Source organism: Ferdinandcohnia sp. GQ5, assembly GCF_059759275.1.
This window is the reverse complement of the sequence record NZ_JCAXEW010000002.1, coordinates 49,882-70,992: the sequence shown is the minus strand read 5'-3', so window position 1 is coordinate 70,992 and position 21,111 is coordinate 49,882. Positions and strand designations below refer to the sequence as shown.

General features: G+C 36.6%; 18 protein-coding genes. All 18 read left to right on the top strand.

Annotated features, from left to right (window positions below):
* The first annotated feature begins 15 nt into the window (after positions 1 to 15).
* Positions 16 to 954, top strand: a complete 939-nt coding sequence (locus AC6CHV_RS02375; RefSeq protein ID WP_341331483.1) for an ROK family protein — start codon at positions 16 to 18, stop codon at positions 952 to 954.
* Positions 951 to 2,417 (top strand): glycoside hydrolase family 1 protein, encoded by a 1,467-nt coding sequence (locus AC6CHV_RS02370; protein ID WP_341331484.1) that lies wholly within the window; start codon positions 951 to 953, stop codon positions 2,415 to 2,417. Before AC6CHV_RS02375 ends, AC6CHV_RS02370 begins: the two co-directional genes overlap by 4 nt.
* Before the next feature lie 771 nt (positions 2,418 to 3,188).
* Positions 3,189 to 4,559: a sigma 54-interacting transcriptional regulator gene (locus AC6CHV_RS02365; RefSeq protein WP_498078006.1), complete on the top strand. Its 1,371-nt coding sequence runs from the start codon at positions 3,189 to 3,191 to the stop codon at positions 4,557 to 4,559.
* A gap of 268 nt (positions 4,560 to 4,827) precedes the next feature.
* On the top strand, positions 4,828 to 5,934 hold the full coding sequence (locus AC6CHV_RS02360) for a chitobiase/beta-hexosaminidase C-terminal domain-containing protein (protein WP_341331486.1): 1,107 nt from the start codon (positions 4,828 to 4,830) through the stop codon (positions 5,932 to 5,934).
* A 194-nt stretch (positions 5,935 to 6,128) separates the two neighbouring features.
* A complete protein-coding gene (locus AC6CHV_RS02355; RefSeq protein WP_498078005.1) occupies positions 6,129 to 7,424 on the top strand; it encodes a citrate:proton symporter in 1,296 nt (431 codons plus the stop codon).
* A 16-nt stretch (positions 7,425 to 7,440) separates the two neighbouring features.
* Positions 7,441 to 8,748: an acyclic terpene utilization AtuA family protein gene (locus AC6CHV_RS02350; RefSeq protein WP_341331488.1), complete on the top strand. Its 1,308-nt coding sequence runs from the start codon at positions 7,441 to 7,443 to the stop codon at positions 8,746 to 8,748.
* 5 nt (positions 8,749 to 8,753) lie between these two features.
* Positions 8,754 to 9,074, top strand: coding sequence for an AtuA-related protein (locus AC6CHV_RS02345; RefSeq protein ID WP_341331489.1), 321 nt, complete (start codon positions 8,754 to 8,756; stop codon positions 9,072 to 9,074).
* Between the two features lie 385 nt (positions 9,075 to 9,459).
* Positions 9,460 to 10,146 carry a GntR family transcriptional regulator gene (locus AC6CHV_RS02340; protein WP_341331491.1) on the top strand — a complete coding sequence of 229 codons (687 nt, stop codon included), beginning with the start codon at positions 9,460 to 9,462 and terminating at the stop codon, positions 10,144 to 10,146.
* A 95-nt stretch (positions 10,147 to 10,241) separates the two neighbouring features.
* On the top strand, positions 10,242 to 11,264 hold the full coding sequence (locus tag AC6CHV_RS02335; protein WP_341331492.1) for a C4-dicarboxylate TRAP transporter substrate-binding protein: 1,023 nt from the start codon (positions 10,242 to 10,244) through the stop codon (positions 11,262 to 11,264).
* Between the two features lie 37 nt (positions 11,265 to 11,301).
* Positions 11,302 to 11,772, top strand: a complete 471-nt coding sequence (locus AC6CHV_RS02330; protein WP_498078004.1) for a TRAP transporter small permease subunit — start codon at positions 11,302 to 11,304, stop codon at positions 11,770 to 11,772.
* A gap of 5 nt (positions 11,773 to 11,777) precedes the next feature.
* Positions 11,778 to 13,058: a TRAP transporter large permease gene (locus tag AC6CHV_RS02325; RefSeq protein ID WP_341331494.1), complete on the top strand. Its 1,281-nt coding sequence runs from the start codon at positions 11,778 to 11,780 to the stop codon at positions 13,056 to 13,058.
* Between the two features lie 78 nt (positions 13,059 to 13,136).
* Complete coding sequence (gene uxuA, locus AC6CHV_RS02320; RefSeq protein WP_341331495.1) at positions 13,137 to 14,225, top strand: mannonate dehydratase; 1,089 nt, start codon at positions 13,137 to 13,139, stop codon at positions 14,223 to 14,225.
* Positions 14,209 to 15,057, top strand: a complete 849-nt coding sequence (locus tag AC6CHV_RS02315; RefSeq protein WP_341331496.1) for an SDR family oxidoreductase — start codon at positions 14,209 to 14,211, stop codon at positions 15,055 to 15,057. Before uxuA ends, AC6CHV_RS02315 begins: the two co-directional genes overlap by 17 nt.
* A gap of 68 nt (positions 15,058 to 15,125) precedes the next feature.
* Positions 15,126 to 16,142 carry a 3-dehydro-L-gulonate 2-dehydrogenase gene (gene yiaK / locus AC6CHV_RS02310; RefSeq protein ID WP_498078003.1) on the top strand — a complete coding sequence of 339 codons (1,017 nt, stop codon included), beginning with the start codon at positions 15,126 to 15,128 and terminating at the stop codon, positions 16,140 to 16,142.
* 81 nt (positions 16,143 to 16,223) lie between these two features.
* Positions 16,224 to 17,240 (top strand): alcohol dehydrogenase catalytic domain-containing protein, encoded by a 1,017-nt coding sequence (locus AC6CHV_RS02305; RefSeq protein ID WP_498078002.1) that lies wholly within the window; start codon positions 16,224 to 16,226, stop codon positions 17,238 to 17,240.
* Between the two features lie 513 nt (positions 17,241 to 17,753).
* Complete coding sequence (locus AC6CHV_RS02300) at positions 17,754 to 18,770, top strand: substrate-binding domain-containing protein (RefSeq protein WP_121446006.1); 1,017 nt, start codon at positions 17,754 to 17,756, stop codon at positions 18,768 to 18,770.
* Positions 18,771 to 18,956: 186 nt separating this feature from the next.
* Entirely contained in the window at positions 18,957 to 19,721 is a 765-nt protein-coding gene (locus AC6CHV_RS02295) for a TIM barrel protein (protein WP_498078001.1), read from the top strand.
* Between the two features lie 69 nt (positions 19,722 to 19,790).
* A complete protein-coding gene (locus AC6CHV_RS02290) occupies positions 19,791 to 21,095 on the top strand; it encodes an ABC transporter substrate-binding protein (protein ID WP_440272544.1) in 1,305 nt (434 codons plus the stop codon).
* The last annotated feature ends 16 nt before the right edge of the window (positions 21,096 to 21,111 follow it).

Here is a 21,111-nt window from a genome sequence, read left to right as displayed (position 1 = left end):
TAAGGGGGGGTTACGGTGAACTATTATGCAGTTTTTGATGTTGGTGGTTCCACAATCAAATATTCCCTTATGGATGAAAGATGTGGTTTTTTGGAGAAGTCTTTTCTTCCAACACCAAAAGATGGCATTGACTCTTTTATAGATGCGATTGATTCAGTGGTGAAGGAATTTCAAAAAAGTCATGTTCTACGTGGCATCACCTTAAGTATGCCTGGTGCTGTAGATGTGGAATCTGGATATATTAAAGGATTTACGGCGATTCCATATATACATGGTCCCAATATAAAGGAATTAATCCAAGAACGAACGAAACTTCCGGTCGAGCTTGAAAACGATGCGAATTGTGCAGGGTTAGCGGAAGGCTGGATTGGTGCTGCGAAAGATGTCAATGACTATATTTGTATTGTGATTGGCACTGGAATTGGCGGAGCACTTGTCCTTGATAAAAAAGTACGACGTGGCAAGAATCTATTCGGCGGTGAATTTGGCTATATGATTCTCGAAGACTATTTGAATCAGCCAATCGGGGAAACTTGGAGTTCGCTTGCCGCTACGTTTGGCTTAGTTATGCAGGTAGCAAAGCGTAAAAACCTAGATCCACATACACTTGATGGGCTTAAAGTGTTTGAAATGGCGGATGAGGGCGACCTCGAAGTACAAGATGAAATTGATAAGTTTATTAAACGCTTGGCAGTCGGGGTTTATAATTTGCAATACATCATTGATCCTGAAAAGATACTAATCGGAGGTGCCATTAGTAAGCGGGAAGGTTTCATTGATCAAATTAATGAAAAACTTAAGGTGATGAAACCAAATGACGAATGTATCGACATACAAATCTATCCAAGCCAATTTGGTAATGACTCAAATTTAATTGGAGCGCTATGCCATTTTTTACAAAGAGAATCAGCACATCCAGTTGTTCGTTTAAATGATAAGGAGGGAATACGTTGATACATAAGGAGTTAAAGCCATTTCCTAGTACATTTTTATGGGGGTCTGCCTCTGCAGCCTATCAAGTAGAAGGGGCATGGGATGAGGATGGAAAGGGTCCCTCTAACTGGGACAACTTTGTTCGAATTCCTGGTAAAACGTTTAAAGGGACGACAGGTGATACTGCAGTCGACCATTACCATCAGTATAAAGAAGATGTCCGTCTGATGGCGGAAATGGGGTTGAAAGCCTACCGGTTCTCCGTTGCATGGAGTCGAATTTTTCCTACAGGCAAAGGGGAAGTCAATGAAAAAGGCATCCAGTTCTATAGTGATTTAATTGATGAACTACTTTCACATAATATTGAACCGATTCTAACTATCTATCACTGGGATTTACCACAGGCGCTTCAAGATGAGTACGGTGGTTGGGAATCTCGTAAGATAGTCGAAGACTTCACCAACTATTCCGTTACCTTATTTAAGCATTTTGGTGACCGAGTGAAGTACTGGGTGAGCTTGAATGAACAAAACATTTTTACTAGTTTTGGATATCGAACAGCCCTTCACCCTCCAGGCGTAAAGGATGAGAAACTGTTCTATCAAGTGAATCATCACGCAAATCTTGCAAATGCGAGTGCGATTAAAGAGTTCCGAAACTATGTACCAGATGGCAAGATTGGTCCAAGTTTCGCATACTCTCCATCCTATGCTGCGACCTCTCATCCAGACGATGTCCTTGCCGCAGAAAATGCGGAAGAGTTTAATGCTCATTGGTGGATGGATATCTATGCGTGGGGAACATACCCTAAAGTTGCGTGGGATTACATAGAACGAAAGGGTGTGGCTCCAACACTTGAGAGTGGCGACCTTGACTTATTAAAAGAAGGTACACCTGATTTCATGGGATTAAATTATTACCAAACGACAACCTTTGAAAAGAACACATTAGATGGCGTGTCTTCAGGTAAAATGAATACATCCGGAAAAAAGGGCAGTTCCCAAGACACCGGTGTACCTGGTCTCTATAAAACAATCAAAAATGAAAATCTCGAACGCACAAATTGGGATTGGACCATTGATCCAACTGGACTGCGAATAGCCCTTCGCCGCATTACAAATCGCTACCAGTTGCCAATCTTAATCAGTGAAAATGGATTAGGCGAGTATGATACTCTTGTAGAAGGCGATATCATAAATGATGAGTACCGTATTCAATATCTGCACGCACATCTTCAAGCAGTTCAAGAAGCTATTAGTGATGGCGTGGATATGTTAGGATATTGCACCTGGTCATTTACAGACCTTTTAAGCTGGCTAAATGGTTTCCAAAAACGCTACGGATTTGTCTACGTGAATCAACATGAAGAAGGAACGCACGATCTCCGCCGCATCAAAAAGAAAAGCTATTATTGGTATAAACAAGTCATTGAGACAAATGGTAGTATACTAGAATTTGCGGAAACGAGTAGAGAAAGTAAATAAGAATTGTGTATGTTTCCTATTTGAAAGTAGAAGATTGATTTTCCGATCTTTACAAGAAGGAAGATGGTATTTTACAAATGCAATTGGTGAGCATTTGGTAAATCTAAAGCCTAATTTCTCAGAGGTATTGGGGAATTGGGCTTTTTATTATGTCCTTTTTTGTAAATGTTTTGAATTTACACAAAGAGAGTATTTCCTTTTTATGTTAATGTATTTGAAGAATATCAATGACATAACATGTTGAGGTGAGATTATGAGATGGAAACTTCGTATATCGTTAATACTCTTTGTTTTTGGAATGATATCAGCGATTTATCAGTTTTTTCCCTTCACCCAGAAACTACCGTGGTTTATTTATTTAGGAATAATGGGAATCGTCATATGGTTTCTTGAAAAGACAGGGATTAAGGAGTAAAAGATTCACTTTTCTATTGGTGTAATATTAATAGTAATTGGATTATATTCAGATTACATTACCTCTTAATATGATAAGTACCCAAAAAGTCTATAATTAGACAGTTTGAAAAAAGCATCTGATCAACTTGTTTCTCAAACAGTATATTCTCCCTAGTTCAGGCAAACTAGACAGGAAATCCCAATTCAGGAAAAAAGGGCTGCACCTCGGTGTGATAAAGTAGCTTTCTTTTCCAAATTTTTATAATATTTTACGGAGAAAATTGGTTTTTTCCTATTACATCCTAAATAAATAGCATATAATTTTGATAATTCATAAAAATACAATACTTGTTGGTGAATAAAGGAGCTGTTCAAGTGCTAGATGTAAGTAATAGGATCGGATGGCTTGAAGGAATTATTGAGGCGGTTCATGATGGGATTTTAGTGATCGACAAAGATGGAATTGTTCAGTTAGTAAATGAGGAGTATACAAATATTACAGGTGTAAGAAAAGAACAAATCATTGGTAGACCTCTTACTGAAGTTCGTCCTGGTGCACTATTACCAACGGTACTAAGAACTGGAATGTCCCGCGAAGGTGTATTCCGAAAAGAAAAGGACCTGGAGTATGTAGTTGATATGGCTCCCATTTATGAAAATGGTGAAATCATCGGAGGGGTATCTGTTTGTAAAAGTGTACCTGAGGTATATCAGTTATCGTTAGAATTAAGGAAAAATAAACAACGTATCAATCAATTGGAGAAGGCGATAGGCCGTATTCATCAAGTAAAATATACATTCTCAAATATGGTTGGGGAAAATCTACGATTCAAAAAGGTTATTAAACAAGCCAAGAAAATAGCTCCAACTGACTTAAATGTTTTAATTACGGGAGAATCAGGAACAGGAAAGGAACTATTCGCTCAAGCTATTCATCATTCGAGTTCACGAAAGGCATATCCCTTCGTTCCTGTGAATTGTGCTGCTATTCCGAGTTCTCTTCTTGAAAGCGAATTGTTTGGTTATGAAGAAGGTGCTTTTACGAATTCAAAGAAGTACGGGAAGGTTGGTTTATTCGAGCTTGCAAATAAAGGAACACTATTTCTTGACGAAATAGGGGACATGCCAATCGACCTTCAGGCTAAACTGCTTCGGGTGTTACAAGAGGGGAGTTTTAGAAAAATAGGCGGATTAAAAGAAGAACATATTGACGTACGTATCATTGCAGCAACTAATAAGGATTTATTAAATATGGTAAAAAAAGATCGTTTCCGGGAGGACCTATATTACAGGATTAACACGGTGCATATTGCTGTACCTTCCCTTCGAGAGAGAAGGGATGATATTCCAAAGTTTGTTTCTTCCCTAATTAATATCCAGAGTGAATACGCACATTTTAAAATTGAAGAAGAGGTTATGAAAACGCTAATGCAGTATGATTGGCCAGGGAATATCCGAGAGTTAAAAAACACGATTCATTACGCAATGAACATGGCTGAACATGATGTTATAACATTCGAAAATCTTCCAGAAACCATTAAATCCCTCTTTCAACATCAAAAAGGAAAGCCACAATCCCATCAATCTTTAGAAGAATTGTTAAGAGAAACAGAAAGGAAAGCAATATTGGCTGTGCTTCAAGAAACTGGGTTATCGGTAAAAGGCAAGAAGGCAGCAGCAAATAAATTAGGAATTTCATTAGCGTCTTTATATAATAAAATGTCAAAACTACAAATAAATCTATAATCTATAATTTCTAATATCTAAGAATCCGAGCAAATATGTTTCTAGCTCTTTAGAAACCTTATTCTTCAATGAATGAAGGTACATTTTAAACAATAGGTTTCTAAAAAATTAGAAATAACAAACTTAGTATAGATACTTAAGCCTTGTAATCTAGGGCTTTTTTTATTTGGCACGAAAGTTGCATTAAATATGATTAAGTAAGTAAACAAGAAGGGAGGACTAGTTTCGATTAAATATCAAAAAACTTTCATTGGGAGGTATTGAGATATTGAAGAAAAGTCTTTTTCAAAAATTGATCATTTCATTGGTATTCACGTTGCTTTTATTGTCTTTCTTTAGCTTAAATACGTTTGCTAAGGGGAATCAAGGGGAGGTTGCTAAGCCGGTATCGTCTGTTGCGCCTGGTTCTTATTACAGAGCTCAACTTGTTGAGTTAAGTTCACCTACACCGAATGTTAAAATTTTTTACACGACCGATGGAAGCGATCCAATAAATAATGGTCAAGTTTATTCTGAGCCAATACTAGTAGAGGAAGATACGGTAATTAAAGCAATAGCCGTTCGTGGTAACGTAAATAGTAAAGCTTTAGCTGGTAGCAAAGGTAAAACCCGAAGTGAGATTGCTGTTTTTACATTTACTTTTGAAACAAGAGCATCCATTGCTAATAAATTTTTAAGCTTTACGTATGATGGAATGCCGTACCGACTTTTTGTACCGGAGCATTATGACACTTCTGAATCTTATCCTCTAGTATTGTTTTTACATGGTGGGGGAGAGCGTGGAACGGATAATGAAAAGCAACTTCTGTCTAATGATGGCGCTATCATTTGGGCTGCTCCTGAAAATCAGGCCAAACATCCAGCTTTTGTATTAGCACCTCAAGCCCGTAATGTTCATGACGGAGGTTTCACGGTAACTCGTGATTCTAATAATATAGTCAATCTAAGCAAAGTATTTGAGTATTCTAAGGATCTTGGGAAAGCACATGAAATTCTTCAACACGTAATCAAAGAATATAATATTGATACTAGTCGTCTTTATTCAACCGGCTTGTCCCAGGGTGGATACGGTACGTTTAATTTAAATATCAAATACCCTAATTTGTTTGCGGCTATGGTTCCAATTGCAGGTGGAGGTGACCCAGCTGAAGCTAATAAACTTATAGACAAACCGATTTGGGCTTTTCATGCTGAAGACGATGCAGTTATTCCAGTTGAACACACAAGAGATATGATTGAAGCAATCAAAAATGCTGGCGGAAGCCCTATTTATACAGAATACGAAGCAGAACTTCGCTACAATCATGGTTCATGGGTACCTGCGTATGAAAATAGCGAAATGATAGAGTGGGTTTTTAAACAGGTTAACAAATAACAGTAGGGTTGATTTTAGAGAAATTCAAGAGAAAAGGATTGTTTCGACAGTCTTTTTCTCTAAACGGTAAGAATTTAGATTCGTTAAACAATGACAACCGTTTTAAAACAATACCTTATATTTTAGAAGAGGTATTAGGTAGCACAACAATTACATTATTATTGTAAGCGTTGTAAAAAAGAGGGGGGCTTTTAATGTTAGCATTAATAGGTTTTTTAACGATCGCAATCTTTTTGTATCTCATTCTATCAAAAAGAGTTTCTGTGATTGTTGCTTTAATTTTGGTTCCAATCGTATTTGGATTATTTACAAGTGAGCGAGGGAATCTAGGTAGTATGATTTTAGATGGGGTTTCCGGGGTTGCTCCGACAGGAATCATGCTAGCATTTGCTATTTTGTTTTTTGGATTAATGAATAGTGTAGGATTATTTGATCCAATTATCTCTAATGTTTTAAAAATGGTTAAAGGTGACCCTTTAAAAATAGTAATCGGTACTGCGGTTATAGGAATGGTGACCCACCTTGATGGTTCTGGTGCTTCTACCTTCTTAATTACAATTCCTGCCTTACTTCCACTTTATAATCGTTTGGGGATGAGTCGTCTGGTACTTGCAGGTGTTGTAGCACTTAGTGCGGGCACCATGAACTTGGTTCCATGGGGCGGTCCAACTGCGCGTGCTGCAAGTGCATTAGGCGTCGAGGCCAATACTTTATTCACACCGGTTATCCCTGCAATGATTGCTGGTCTGATTTGGGTCTTATTTGTTAGTTATTTATTAGGGAAGAAAGAAAGAGAACGCATTGGAGTAAAAGAACTCCAATATGAATTTAACCAGGAACTAAGTGAAAAAGAATTAAGCATAAAAAGACCAAAATTATATTGGTTCAATCTTTTGTTAACAATTTTAACTCTAGTTGCCCTTGTGAAAGTCTGGCTACCTTTACCAATCGTTTTTATGGTAGCGTTTGCTATTGCACTTATTGTGAACTATCCAAAGCCAAAGGATCAGCAAGACCGAATCACTGAACAGGCAAACGGCATGGTGACAGTAGTTACCATCATTTTTGCAGCGGGTATCTTTACAGGTGTCCTATCCGGAACCGGAATGATTGAAGCCATGGCCAACGCTATGGTCAGTGTAATTCCAGATAGCACAGGCTCTTTTATGGCGCTGCTTGTTGCAATTACCAGTATGCCTCTTAGTTTAGTATTTACCCCAGATGCTTATTATTTTGGTGTATTACCGATTTTAAGTGAAACAGCCAGTGCCTTTGGAGTGGTTTCAGTTGAGATAGGACGTGCAGCAATCTTAGGACAAATGACCACCGGTTTTCCATTGAGTCCTCTTACGGCTTCTACTTTCCTTTTAATTGGTTTAGCGGGTGTAGAACTTGGAGATCATCAACGTTTTATATTTAAATGGGCTTTTGGTACAACGATTGTGATGACGATTGTTGCATTTTTAACTGGTGCGATTTCTATTTTTTAATTGAGGAGTGTTTATCTTGTTGCGAATTGGTTCTGGAGCTGGCTTTGCAGGAGACCGTATTGAACCTGCCAAGGCACTAGTGGAAGAAGGAAATCTGGATTATCTTATTTTAGAAGGATTGGCTGAGCGTACAATCGCTTTATCACAAAAACAAAAGCAAATAAATCCATCCCATGGATACAATGAATATCTTGAGGAGCGAATTCGAATTTTGCTGCCTATTTTATTAAAAATGAATGTACGTTTGATTACGAATATGGGAGCAGCCAATCCAACTGGGGCTGCAAAGAAAATAATTGAGATTGCTAAAGAAATGAATCTGACATGCAAGGTCGCTACAGTAACAGGCGATGATGTATTGGGGAAAATAAATGGGAATTACAAAGTGTTCGAATCTGGTAAAAGACTTAGAGATTATGAACCTGTTATTTCTGCTAATGCCTATCTTGGCATTGATTCATTGTTACCTGCGTTAGAAACAGAGGCTGATATAATTGTTACAGGACGAGTCGCAGATCCATCCCTATTTCTAGCTCCTATCGTACATCATTATGGATGGAATCTTGAAGACTATGAATTGATAGGTCAAGGTACGTTAATAGGTCATTTATTGGAGTGTGCAGGACAAATTACAGGAGGCTATTTTGCTGACCCTGGACGAAAAGATGTTCAAGGACTTGAAAATCTAGGGTTTCCCTATGCAGTAATTGAACCTAATGGCAATGCGACGATTACAAAATTAGACAATACTGGTGGCACCATTTGTCTACAAACAGTAAAAGAACAATTATTATATGAAGTTCATGACCCTGAAAATTATATCACTCCTGATTGTATTGCTAATTTTTCCACAGCAAAACTAGAAGAGGTTGGAAAAGACCAAGTCCGTGTATCTGGAGCATCCGGAAAAAGAAAGCCAGATACATTCAAGGTTTCAGTTGGCTATCACGCAGGTTTTTTAGGAGAGGGAGAAATTTCTTTTGCAGGAATTTCTGCATTAGAAAGAGGGGAATTAGCTCAGGATATTTTAGAAAAAAGACTATTAAAAAGTTTTCCTGACTTAAAGACAGATTTGATTGGCGTATCTTCTCTTCATCATGGACAGATCGGTAACTATCGACCATATGAAGTACGAGTACGAGTGGCCGCTCTTTGCGGGACTGTAGAAGAAGCGAAAACAATTGGTCATGAAGTGGAAGCCTTATATACGAATGGACCTGCCGCTGGAGGTGGCGCAAGAAAAAGAGTCGAAGAGGTCATTGGAATTGTCTCCACCTATATCAATCGAGAAGAGATTACCGTAAACACAGAGATTTGGGGGTGAAAGTAATGGAAAAAATAAAATTAATAGACATCGCTCATAGCCGTTCAGGAGACAAAGGCAATACACTTAACATCTCGTTGATTCCTTACAAAGAGGACGATTACGAATGGCTCTCCTCTAGTGTCACAGCAGAAAAAGTGAAAGACCACCTAAAGCATATTGTAAAGGGTAAAGTAACGAGGTATGAGCTACCCAACATCAAAGCATTTAACTTCGTATGTGAAGAAAGTTTAATGGGAGGTGTGACAACATCACTTGCGATTGATACACATGGAAAAAGCCTCAGCAATGCTTTATTAGAAATGGAAATTGAGCGGGGAAAATGAGGTTTTAATTCGGGCTTAGAACTAAATATCTTGGAAAAGAAGATGAGGGTACTCATCTTCTTTTTATTTTACATAGAAAAGTGGGTTAAATATCTAGTATTAAATACTAAAGAAAATTAATTATATAACCATTTTATTTTGAGTTATTTAAAGAGAAAGGAAAATTTTCTACAATATCAAATCTATTGTTTGTTTCCTAAGAAAAGTTATTTTTATTATCACCAGTTATTTACTAGAATAGTATAGTCAAAAGAATAATATTTTCAGGGAATAATAAACAATTCGTTATTTTAAAAAAATAAATATTTTCTAAAAAAACCACTACCATACTTGTATGGTAGTGTGGTAATATAAGGTCGTAAAGAAAAGGAGGGCTAAAATCTAAATGTTAGACATTAGTGCGAAACATAAAGTTAACAATTACTCAACAAGAGACTATGTATATGAAGTATTAAAAGAAAACATTATCTCTCTCAAGCTAGAACCTGGAAGAAGTATCTCAGAAAAAGAGATTTCTGAAATGATCAATGTTAGTAGAACGCCGGTTCGAGAAGCATTTGTAAAATTAGCTCAAGAAGATTTACTTGAGGTTTATCCTCAAAGAGGTACATACATTTCACTAATTGATTTGAAACATGTAGAAGAAGCAAGGTTTATTAGAGAACATCTCGAAAGAGCAGCAGTGAAAGAAGCTTGCTATAAATTATCAAGTGAAAATCTTTTAAAACTTAAAAATAATCTCAGTTTGCAAATATTGTGTGTGGAAGAAAAGAATTATACAAGGTTATACGAACTGGATGAAGAATTCCATCACACGATAACAACTGAAAGTGGTAGGCCACTTATCTGGAATGTTATTCAACAAATGAATGCTCATTTAAACCGATTTAGAATGTTAAGTTTGGCCGCTAATTATAATTGGGAATTAATATTGTCTCAGCACCAAACCATCATTACAGCGATAGAAGAGAGGAATCCTGAATTAGCGGAAAAAGCCATGGAAGAACATTTAACGAAGATGCTATTTGAACAAGATGACTTGAAGAAGGAATATAGCCAGTATTTTAAATAATAAATTTTTTCAATTAGATTGTAAGCGCTTTATATTGAGGTTGAAAATGTAGTAAATGATCTACGTAAAAATAAAATGGCAGGGGGAAATAGGAGATGAATGTTAAAGGTAAGGTATTTTCAGTTTTACTTATTCTTTCCATGTTATTGTTATCTGCATGTAAAGGTGATCAAGTAGCAGGTGATGGTGCTGAGTCCGGTGATAAGAAAGGTGAGTACACTTTAAAAATAGCTACAGCATTGACTGAATCAGACCCTATTTATCAAGGATTGGTAGCACTTAAAGAAAGTGTTGAAGAAAAAACAAATGGTGAAGTAGTGTTTGAGATTTTTGGAGGAGGTTCACTTGGAGAAGATAGTGACATTATTGAACAAGCAAAGGTAGGGGCAAATGTAGCAGTTCTAACAGATGCTGGTCGATTAGCGGAGATGGTCCATGAAATTGGTATATTATCAGCACCGTATTTAGTTGATAGTTATGAAGAAGCTAATAAAGTTGTACAGTCAGATTTATTTAAAGGTTGGGAACAAAGGTTGGCAGATGAACAAGATCTGCAAGTTCTGTCTTTTAACTGGTATCAAGGGGATCGTCACCTATTAACAAACAAAAAAATTGAAAAACCAGAAGATCTTAAAGGCATTCAAATGAGAACAGCAGGATCACCTATATCGCTAGAAACTGTATCAGCTATGGGAGCTAGTCCTGTTGGCTTAGCATGGGCTGAAGTGTATCCAGGTCTACAACAAGGTGTTATCGATGCTGCAGAAGCACATCATTCCGCTACCTTTGGTGCCAACTTACAAGAGGTTATTGGTTATATTACTAAAACAAGTCATTTCCAGTTATTAACGGGTCTTGTTACTTCAGCAGACTGGATGGAAAGTCTTCCAAAGGAATATCAAGAAATCATTTATGAAGAGTCAATTAAAGCAGCAGAGGTTGCATCTAATAATATTTTGAAAATGTCAGCAGATTTTGAACAAAAATTAATAGATGCTGGTGTAGAAGTTAATGAAGTAGACATTGAACCGTTTAAAAAAGCGACGGATAAGGTTTATGACAAGTTTGATGGATACCAAGATTTACGTAAAGAGGTTAATAAAATACTAGGAAAATAGAGAGTGATACTATGATAAAAAAATTGCTAAAGGATATGTGAAGGCTGAAAATTTTATCACAAATTTTCTCATGATCGGTATTGTAATTTTTGTCTTTTTGGCTGCAGCCATGAGATGGGTAGGATACCCCATCTCTTGGTCCGTTGAATTTGCACAATTATTATTTGTTTGGGCAATTTTCTTAGGCGCTAACCGTTGTTTGCGAGAAGAAAAGCACATTAGTGTTGATTTTCTTACAAAAAAACTCCCAAGGAAATTAAGTTTTGGGATAGAAATTTTAATGAACATATTTGTATTAGCATTTCTTATTTTCTTAGGGTATTACGGAATTCTATTAAGTGTTGAGAATTCAGAAAGAATGATTAATAATCTTTCTCTTAGCTATTCTTTGGTAACTCTTTCTGTACCTATTGGAAGTATTCTAATGATTATAACTCTCCTTGTTAAACTAAAAGGAAAATTTCATTTTACTAAAAACGTTTCGGGAAATGTAAATATAAAGGGGTGAGATAAATGTTACTTGTTGCTGTGATTTTCTTCATTTTACTATTTCTTAACATGCCGGTGGCATTTGCAATTGGAATTGCCAGTTTATCCTTTTTTCTATTTTCACCCAATCTTCCAATTGAAATAGTAACTCAAAGGATGGTTGCTGGTACACAGTCTTTTCCTTTACTCGCTGTTCCATTCTTTATTTTGGCTGGTAACTTAATGAATTCATCTGGCATTACATCACGTCTTATTCGTTTTGCAAATTCGCTTACGGGACACTTAAGAGGAAGCCTCGCTCACGTGTCAATCGTTCTAAGTACAATCATGGGTGGTGTATCTGGATCAGCAAATGCTGATGCAGCGATGCAAAGTAGAATTCTAGGTCATCAAATGGTTGCAAGGGGGTATTCGGGTGGATATTCTGCTGGTGTTATCGCAGTAAGTTCATTGATTACAGCAACTATTCCACCAAGTATTGGTCTTATTTTATATGGATATGTCGGGGAAGTTTCAATTGGAAAGCTGTTCTTAGCAGGGGTAATCCCAGGGATCCTTATGATGGTTTTCTTAATGGTTGTATCCTATGTAATTGCCAGAAAGAGAGGATACGATGAGAATGTTGTAATGAAGAAAGCAACTCTCAAAGAAGTGGGTGTTTCTTTCAAAGAAAGTATTTGGGCTCTATTATTTCCAGTTATCCTTATAGTAGGTATTCGCTTTGGAGTATTTACTGCCTCTGAAGCCGGAGCGTTTGCTGTTGTTTATGCACTTGTTATCGGTTTCTTTGTTTATAAAGAACTGAATTGGAAGAATTTTATCGAATCAATAGAACAGTCTGTCATTGATAATGCATCGATTCTATTAATTATTGCAACATCATCCATCTTAGGATTCCTCATTACATACGAAAGATTACCAAATAATGCTGCAGACTTTTTAATTGGTCTAACAAGCAATTCAACCCTGCTGTTAATTTTAATATTAGTATTTCTTGTTGTTGCAGGTATGTTTATTGAGTCCACTGTTCTCGTTTTACTATTAACGCCAATCTTTTTACCTATCGTTGAACAAATTGGAGTAGACCCTGTTCATTTTGGGATTTTAATGATGACAATTGTCACCATGGGCGGAATGACTCCACCAGTAGGAGTAACGATGTATACGACGACCTCCATTATGAAAGTTCCAATCGAGGATTATGTAAAGGAATCAATGCCATTTTTACTTGGTGTAATTGCATTATTAGCATTGTTACTGTTAGTACCTGACATTGTTTTATTCTTACCAGAATTACTTATGTGAGTTTTTGAGTATTGAAGAATTGTAACCTTATTAAGTTTTGTATCTATTTCAAAAAATGATGACCGTAGGTGAAGAAAATTGAAAATGGTATTTAGGTGGTTTGGAGACGGAAATGATCATGTGAGCCTCTCCGAAATAAAACAAATTCCGGGAGTTAGCGGGGTTGTATGGTCACTACACGATCTTGAACCTGGTGAAAAATGGCCAAAGGAAAGAATTCAAGAAATGAAAAGCTTAGCTGACAGATATCACTTTAATATAGATGTAGTCGAAAGTGTAAATGTCCATGAAGATATCAAATTGGGACTCCCAACACGAACTAAGTACATTGAAAATTATATACAGACAATTAAGGAACTAGCGAGTGTCGGTGTAAAGGTAATTTGTTATAATTTCATGCCTGTGTTTGATTGGATTCGGACAGATTTGTTTAGGGAAATGGAGGATGGATCTACTGCTTTATTTTATGAAAAATCAAAGGTCGAAAACATGAATCCAGAAGAACTTGTAAACAGATTCTCAAACTATCAAGATTCTACCTTGCCAGGTTGGGAACCTGAACGAATGGGAAGACTTTCAGAGTTATTTGAAGCCTATAAGGATTTTACAGAAGAAATGCTTTGGGACAACTTACAGTATTTTTTAGAAAGAATCATACCAGTTGCAGAAGAATATGACATTAAAATGGCTATTCATCCGGATGATCCACCGTGGTCTATGTTTGGTTTACCAAGGATAATTACAAATAAAGAAAATATTTCAAGGTTATTAAGTATTGTAGATAGCCCAAACAACGGAATAACTTTATGTAGTGGTTCCTTGGGAGCAAATGAATCAAATGATATCTCTGAAATGATTAGGGAGTTTGGAAGTAGAATCCACTTTGCACATATTCGTAATATTAAGCGATTTGAAAATGGAGATTTTATTGAAACATCGCATAGAGAGAGTGATGGTTCACTTGATATCGTTGGAATTGTAAAGGCTTACCATGATATTGGCTTTACAGGATATGCCAGACCAGATCATGGTAGACACATATGGGAAGAAAAGTGTCGACCTGGATACGGACTATATGATCGCGCACTAGGCATTATGTATATTTGGGGCATATGGGATTCACTTCAAAGAATGAAGGGAGAACATGTTAATGTTATTACGAAGTGAGGGACTAAAAGGTAAAGTTGCTGTTATCACAGGTGGTAGTGGAGTGTTGTGTAGTGCGATGGCAAAGGAACTTGGAAGACAAGGTGCCAAAGTAGCTATTATTAACAGGAATTTAGAAAAGGGAAAAATAGTTGAACAAGTCATCACCGATGCAGGAGGAGAAGCTTTGGCGATTTCTTGTGATGTTTTAAATAAGAATGATGTACAAAAAGCAAGAGACATCATAACTGAAAAACTAGGCGTTTGCGATATATTAATTAATGGTGCAGGAGGAAACCATCCGAAAGGAATTACTACGAAAGAAACTTTTAACATAGAAGATCTTGAGAATGATCAACTTCAGACTTTTTTTGATTTAACGACAGAAGGATTTGGTTTTGTTTTTGATCTTAATATACTAGGGACACTAATCCCAACTCAAGTTTTTGCAAAGGACATGGTAAATCGAAAAGGGACAGTTATCATCAACATGTCGTCGATGAGTGCACCTTCCCCCATGACAAAGGTTCCGGCATATAGTGCTGCAAAATCTGGAATAGAAAATTTAACCAAATGGTTAGCAGTTCATTTTGCTGATTCTGGAATTCGTGTTAATGCTATTGCACCAGGTTTTTTCTTAACAGAACAAAATCGTAATCTATTAACGAATGAAGATGGTTCTCTAACTGAGAGATCGAACAAGATCATCGGACATACTCCAATGAGAAGATTTGGTAAACCGGAAGACTTATTAGGTACATTACTATGGTTAGCTGATGAGAATATGTCAGGATTTGTTACAGGTATAACTATTCCAGTTGATGGTGGATTTATGGCTTATTCAGGAGTTTAGATATTTTAATAATAAAATCTAACTGCCAAGTTAAACTTTTACACTATTCTTAGAAGGGGAGTATGAACATGACGAGGATCAGCTTTGAAACGATGAAAAGTGAGATAAAAAGGGCATTTGTCAATGCTGGCATGAGTGAAGAAAAAGCAGAAATTTGTGCAAGGGTTCATACAGAGACTAGTTGCGATGGTGTCGCTTCTCATGGGCTTAATCGTGTTCCACGTTTTGTGGATTATATCAAAAGAGGTTGGGTAGACGTTGATGCGGAACCAACGTTAGTTAAAAATTTGGGTGCTATTGAGATTTACAATGGTAATCGTGGCCCAGGAATACTAAATGCACTAACTGCAATGGATCGAGCGATGGAAATTGCGAAAACGTATGGTGTTGGAATTGTTACTTTACAAAATACAACCCATTGGATGCGTGGAGGTACGTATGGATTAAAAGCTGTAAACAATGGGTTTATTGGGATTTGTTGGACCAATACAGAGTCCGTTATGCCAGCATGGGGAGCAAAAGACACAAGGGTAGGAAATAACCCGTTTGTCATGGCTGTTCCGCGTAAAAAGGGACATATTATTTTGGATATGGCAATGTCTCAATATTCGTACGGAAAACTACAAACGACGGAGTTGAAAAATGAGCTATTACCATTCCCAGGCGGTTTTGATGAGGAAGGAAACCTAACAAGAGAACCAGGTCCAATTGAGAGAACAAAGCGAATTTTACCAATGGGGTATTGGAAAGGTTCTGGATTTTCTATTTTATTAGATGCTATTGCGGCTATCATGTCTGGTGGACTATCAACCAATGAAATTGATAAGGTACAGGAAGGAAGTTGTGGAGGGTGTTCCCAAGTATTTATCGCCTTGGACCCTAGCCAAATCAATGGAGAGGATTATACAGAAAAGATTACAGATGGTATTGCAGAATTTATTAAAGCTTCTGAACCTGAACAAGATGGCGGTCAAGTCTATTACCCTGGAGAAAACTCATTAAATAATCGCAACAGAAATATGGAACAAGGAATACCTGTTGATGATGGTATATGGAAAGAAGTATTGTCTCTAAAGAGTGAATAAGCCTCAGATTCGAATAGAACTTTTTGTAGAAAATAGAACACGCGCTTAGAAGCATTCGATATTATAAAAAGGAGAATGTAGATGAAAGCGACTTATGTAACGGAACCTGGAAAATTGGAAATAAAAGAGATTGCTGAGCCCCAAATCACTAATGCTTATGATGTGAAAATCAAGGTTAAAGCAGGTGGCATTTGTGGTTCGGATATACATATTTATCATGGAACTTCTCCAGTAGCGACGTATCCTAGAGTTTTAGGGCACGAAATCGTGGGTGAAATTGTTGAGGTTGGTGAGTTAGTAAAGAAATTTAAGGTACAAGATCGAGTTGTAATAGATCCTATTATTAATTGTGAAGAGTGTTATCAATGTAAAAAGAATAGACCAAATTTATGTGTAAAATTAAGGGTTCGAGGTGTACATGAAGATGGTGGTTTCAGGGAATATCTTGTAACACCAGAAAAGAACATTTTTAAAATACCAGACTCTGTCTCCTATGAAGAAGCGGTAATGATTGAGCCATTTACAGTTGCTGCGCAAGTCAATTCACGTGGGCAAGTGGAAAAAGGTGATTATGTTTTTATAATGGGTTCCGGCCCTGCAGGACTGTGTGCACTAAAAGTGGCTAAAAACAAGGGAGCCATCTGTATTGTTTCGGACTTAGTTGATGAAAGGCTTGAAAATGCAAAAAGGCTAGGAGCAGATTATGTAATTAATGCAGGAAAAGAAAATGTAAATGAAAAGATTAATAAATATACACAACATATTGGTGCAAATGTTGTGATAGACGCAGTTGGAAATGCTAGTTCATTTGAACAAGCAATTGAAGTAGTAAGTAAAGGCGGCAGGATTGTAGTTTTAGGTTTTACCGATAGACCATCTAAAATACCGCAATTACTAATTACAAAAGATGAGTTAGATATATTTGGTTCTAGACTACATGCTAATAAGTTCCCGGAAGTCATTGATTGGTTCAACAAGGGAGAAATCACAGGGAAAGACTTTATATCGCATATCTACCCATTTGAAAAAATTCAGGAAGCCATTCATCTAGTGGAAACTGAACCAATGAAGGTTTCAAAGGTGGTATTGACGTTTTAATAAAGTGTAAGAAACCATTTAAGTGAAGTTTCAACAGGGAATATTTATAGAAAGGTCGAGCTTCCTCGACCTTTCTTCATACAAATTGTCTAGCAACATTCTTAATTTCTTCTTTATATTATGAAGAAAACAAATTAAGTTAGATATCCGTGAAGAACATCTTATGAACCTCGAATAGGGACTATATCTCGTTCATCTCCAAAGCGTACAAGCTGACTAATTTCATATCTTCTTACAAATTACCAACCTTAATATAACTTTTTCACCAAAGATTACGTTACAAATAAAATTTGGATCTAAAATAGGCCAAAAGTTCTAAATGTTTTTTAAATAAATAAAATTCTCTAAAAATACTTGAAAGTTAAAAAAGGATTCTTTATACTAATGGTGAAGAACAAGCATTTGGAACCTTTTTACATATAAAATGCAACCGGTTACATTTGTGTCATTCTCTTAAAATAATATATAGACTTACTAAACAAACTAATATGGAAAACGATAAGGAGAAATATCATGGCCAAAATGAGTGATGTTGCAAAATTAGCAAATGTATCAAAAGCTACTGTTTCACGGGTATTGCAACATCCAGAGACAGTCAAAGAACAAACTCGAAAAAAAGTACTACATGCAATAGAACAACTAAACTATCAACCGAATTTGCTTGCCAGACAATTTCGTAGAACGGAAACAAAAACAATACTCGTTGTTGTTCCAACCATTATGAATAATGTATTCCCTCAAATTATTGGAGGGATTGATGCTGCAGCAAATGAGCACGGGTTTAAAGTTCTGTTAGGAAATACCAATCGAGATCCTGAGAAAACATCAATCTTTATTAATGAATTAAAACAAAAACAAGTGGACGGGATGATTTTATTAACAATCCCACTTGAGGAAAAGGTGATAAATGAGGTTGCAGCAAAGTATCCGGTTGTTCTAACTTCGGATTACAATGAGGGATTAAATATTCCTACCGTAGCCATTGATAATATTAGTTGTGGACGAGAAGCTACGGAACATCTGATTAAGCTTGGTCATAAGAGGATAGCTCATATTACTGGACCACTTGAAATTTCAATAAGCAGGGATAGATTAAAGGGGTATCACCAAGCAGTACTACAGCACGAAGTGGATTTAGATAGTTTACTAGTACAAGAAGGTGACTATTCTTTTGAATCTGGATATAATCAGATGCTAAAGTTATTGGCTATAGAAAATCCGCCAACTGCCGTGTTTGCTGGAAATGATGTCATGGCAATGGGTGTTGTGAAAGCTGCAAAATCACAGGGACTCAAAGTACCGGAAGATATAGCTGTTGTAGGTTTTGATAATATTAAGTTTTCAGAGATTTTCGAGCCTGCCTTGACTACAATCGAACAACCATTTTTTGAAATGGGGAAACGCTCAATGGAGTTATTACTCCAGCAAATTAATGGAGAAAAGCTAACAAGATTAAAACATGTACTAAATGCGAGGTTGACGATTAGAGATTCCTGCGGTTTTAAGAAAGCAACAGTTATAGAAAAATAGCTATATAGTTTTTTTATACAACAAAAATGTAATCGGTTTCAAAGTTTATTTTACGTTTTCTCATAACAACAAGGTTCGAGCTTGTTTTTTGATGAAATAATGTAACCGGTTTAATAGATTTTTAAGGAGGTGAAAAAAGAAGCTTCGTTACATAAAAAGAAAATTCATAGTAAAAGGAGAGTTAAAATGATAAACATTCCGATTGGACTACAAATGTTTTCACTACGAAATGAATGTAGTAATGACTTTGTAGGGACATTAGAAAAAGTCGCAGAACTCCGGTATCAAGGGGTTGAATTTGCTGGATATTACGGTCTCCCTGCAAATGAGTTAAAAAAAGTGATCGATCATCTTGGTTTAAAAGCTACATCAAGTCATATTCCTATATCCTCTTTAGAAGAAAACTTACGTGAGATTATCACCTACGAACAAGCAATAGGAAACGACAAAATTGTTTGTCCCTTCCTTCCTCCAGAACGACGAAAAGAAGAAGATTATCTACACCTAATCAATAGTTTGAATCATATTGGGCAAGAGTGTCAAAAAGAAGGAATTACCTTCTGTTATCACAATCATGATTTTGAATTACAACTCCTATCGAATGGACGTACCGCACTTGAAACACTTCTAGATGAAACAAATCCTGAATGGGTAAAAGCAGAGTTAGATATTTACTGGTTAACAAAAGTCGGTGAAGATCCGGTTAAGTGGTTACAGCGTTATAAAGGAAGAACACCACTTGTACATTTAAAAGATATGACAACAGACGGTGAACAATTTTTCGCTGAATTAGGGACAGGTGGAGTAGATATAGACGGGGTATTAAAGCAAGGACCGGCATCAAAGGTAGAATGGTTCATTGTTGAACAAGATCGTTCAAGGCGATCCCCACTTGAAAGTGTTGAAATGAGTATTCAATATTTGAAAAAGAAGTCAGTGCTATCTAGTTAAATAATAGTTTGTAATAGGTAATAAAGTTAGAATCTTACTTTTTATATTAGATAATCAGGAGGTTGAATAATGAAAAAGTTGCTTACTATATTTACGATGTTAGCTGTATTATTATTAGCTGCTTGTGGGTTAAATGGTGGTGGTTCAACAAGTGAAACATCATCAGGAAAGGCAGAGGACAGTAAAAGTAATGAGGGTAAGAAAGTGTTAGAATTCTGGCATATTGATCCAGGTGAAAAAGAAAAGATTTATGAAGAAGCCGTTGCTAGATTTGAAGAAAAACATCCTGATGTCGACGTAAAGGTTCTTCGGATACCGAATGATGCTTTTAAACAAAAACTTTCTGTTGCGATGTCAGGTAATGAAGCTCCCGATGTGTTTAGTAACTGGGGGGGAGGCTGGTTAAAGAACTTTGTTGACCAAGGTAAGGTGTTAGAACTTACGGAATCAACCGATAAGGCTCATTTTAATGAACTTGCTCTTGCTAATACAACGTTTGATGATAAAGTATATGGTCTTCCTTTAGGTTTATCAATTGATGTTGTGTTTTACAATAAAGAAATTTTTGAAAAATACGGATTAACACCACCTAAAACATATGATGAATGGCTCTCAGTGATTGATACATTAAAAGATAACAATATTATTCCAATCGCTTTAGCAAATCAAACAAAATGGCCAGGGGCTTATCTGTTTATGAACTTTGCAAGCCGTATTGCAGGTCCTGAATTATTTGATAGCGCGTTTAATAGAAAAGGCAGAGGTTTCGATGATCCAGCATATGTTCAAGCAGGCGAATATCTACAAGAAATGGTTGAAAGAGAAGCGTTTAACCCTGGGTTTAATGGTGTCCCTTATGATGAAGGACAAGGTCGCCAATTACTTTATTCCGGACAGGCAGCCATGATGGATATGACAATCTCTTTCGTAAACAACGTAAGACAAGAAGCACCTGAATTTGAAGAAAAGCTAGACTTTTTCTTATTCCCAACTGTTGAAGGTGGGAAAGGTGATCAAACCCAAGTAGGAGCTGCAACAGGACCGGTTTGGTCAGTAGCGAAAAACAGTAAATATCCTGACTTAGCAACTGAATTAGCCATAGAACTTACAAGTGCAGAAACTGCTCAAAATTATATGGATCGTACAGGTTCACTATCAGGTATAAAAGATGTTAAGCCAGCAGACGAGTTTACAAAACGTTTTTATGAGGTTGTTCAAGGTGCAACACATTTGCAAATGCCATATGATCAAACACTTCCTCCAGAATTGGCAGAATTGCATAAAGATACGACCCAAGCCATTTATGGGTTGGATATGACACCAGAAGAAGCCGCTGAGAAAATGGAAGCAAAAGCAAAAGAGGTTTTAGAGTAACTTAAAGAGGGAGGGG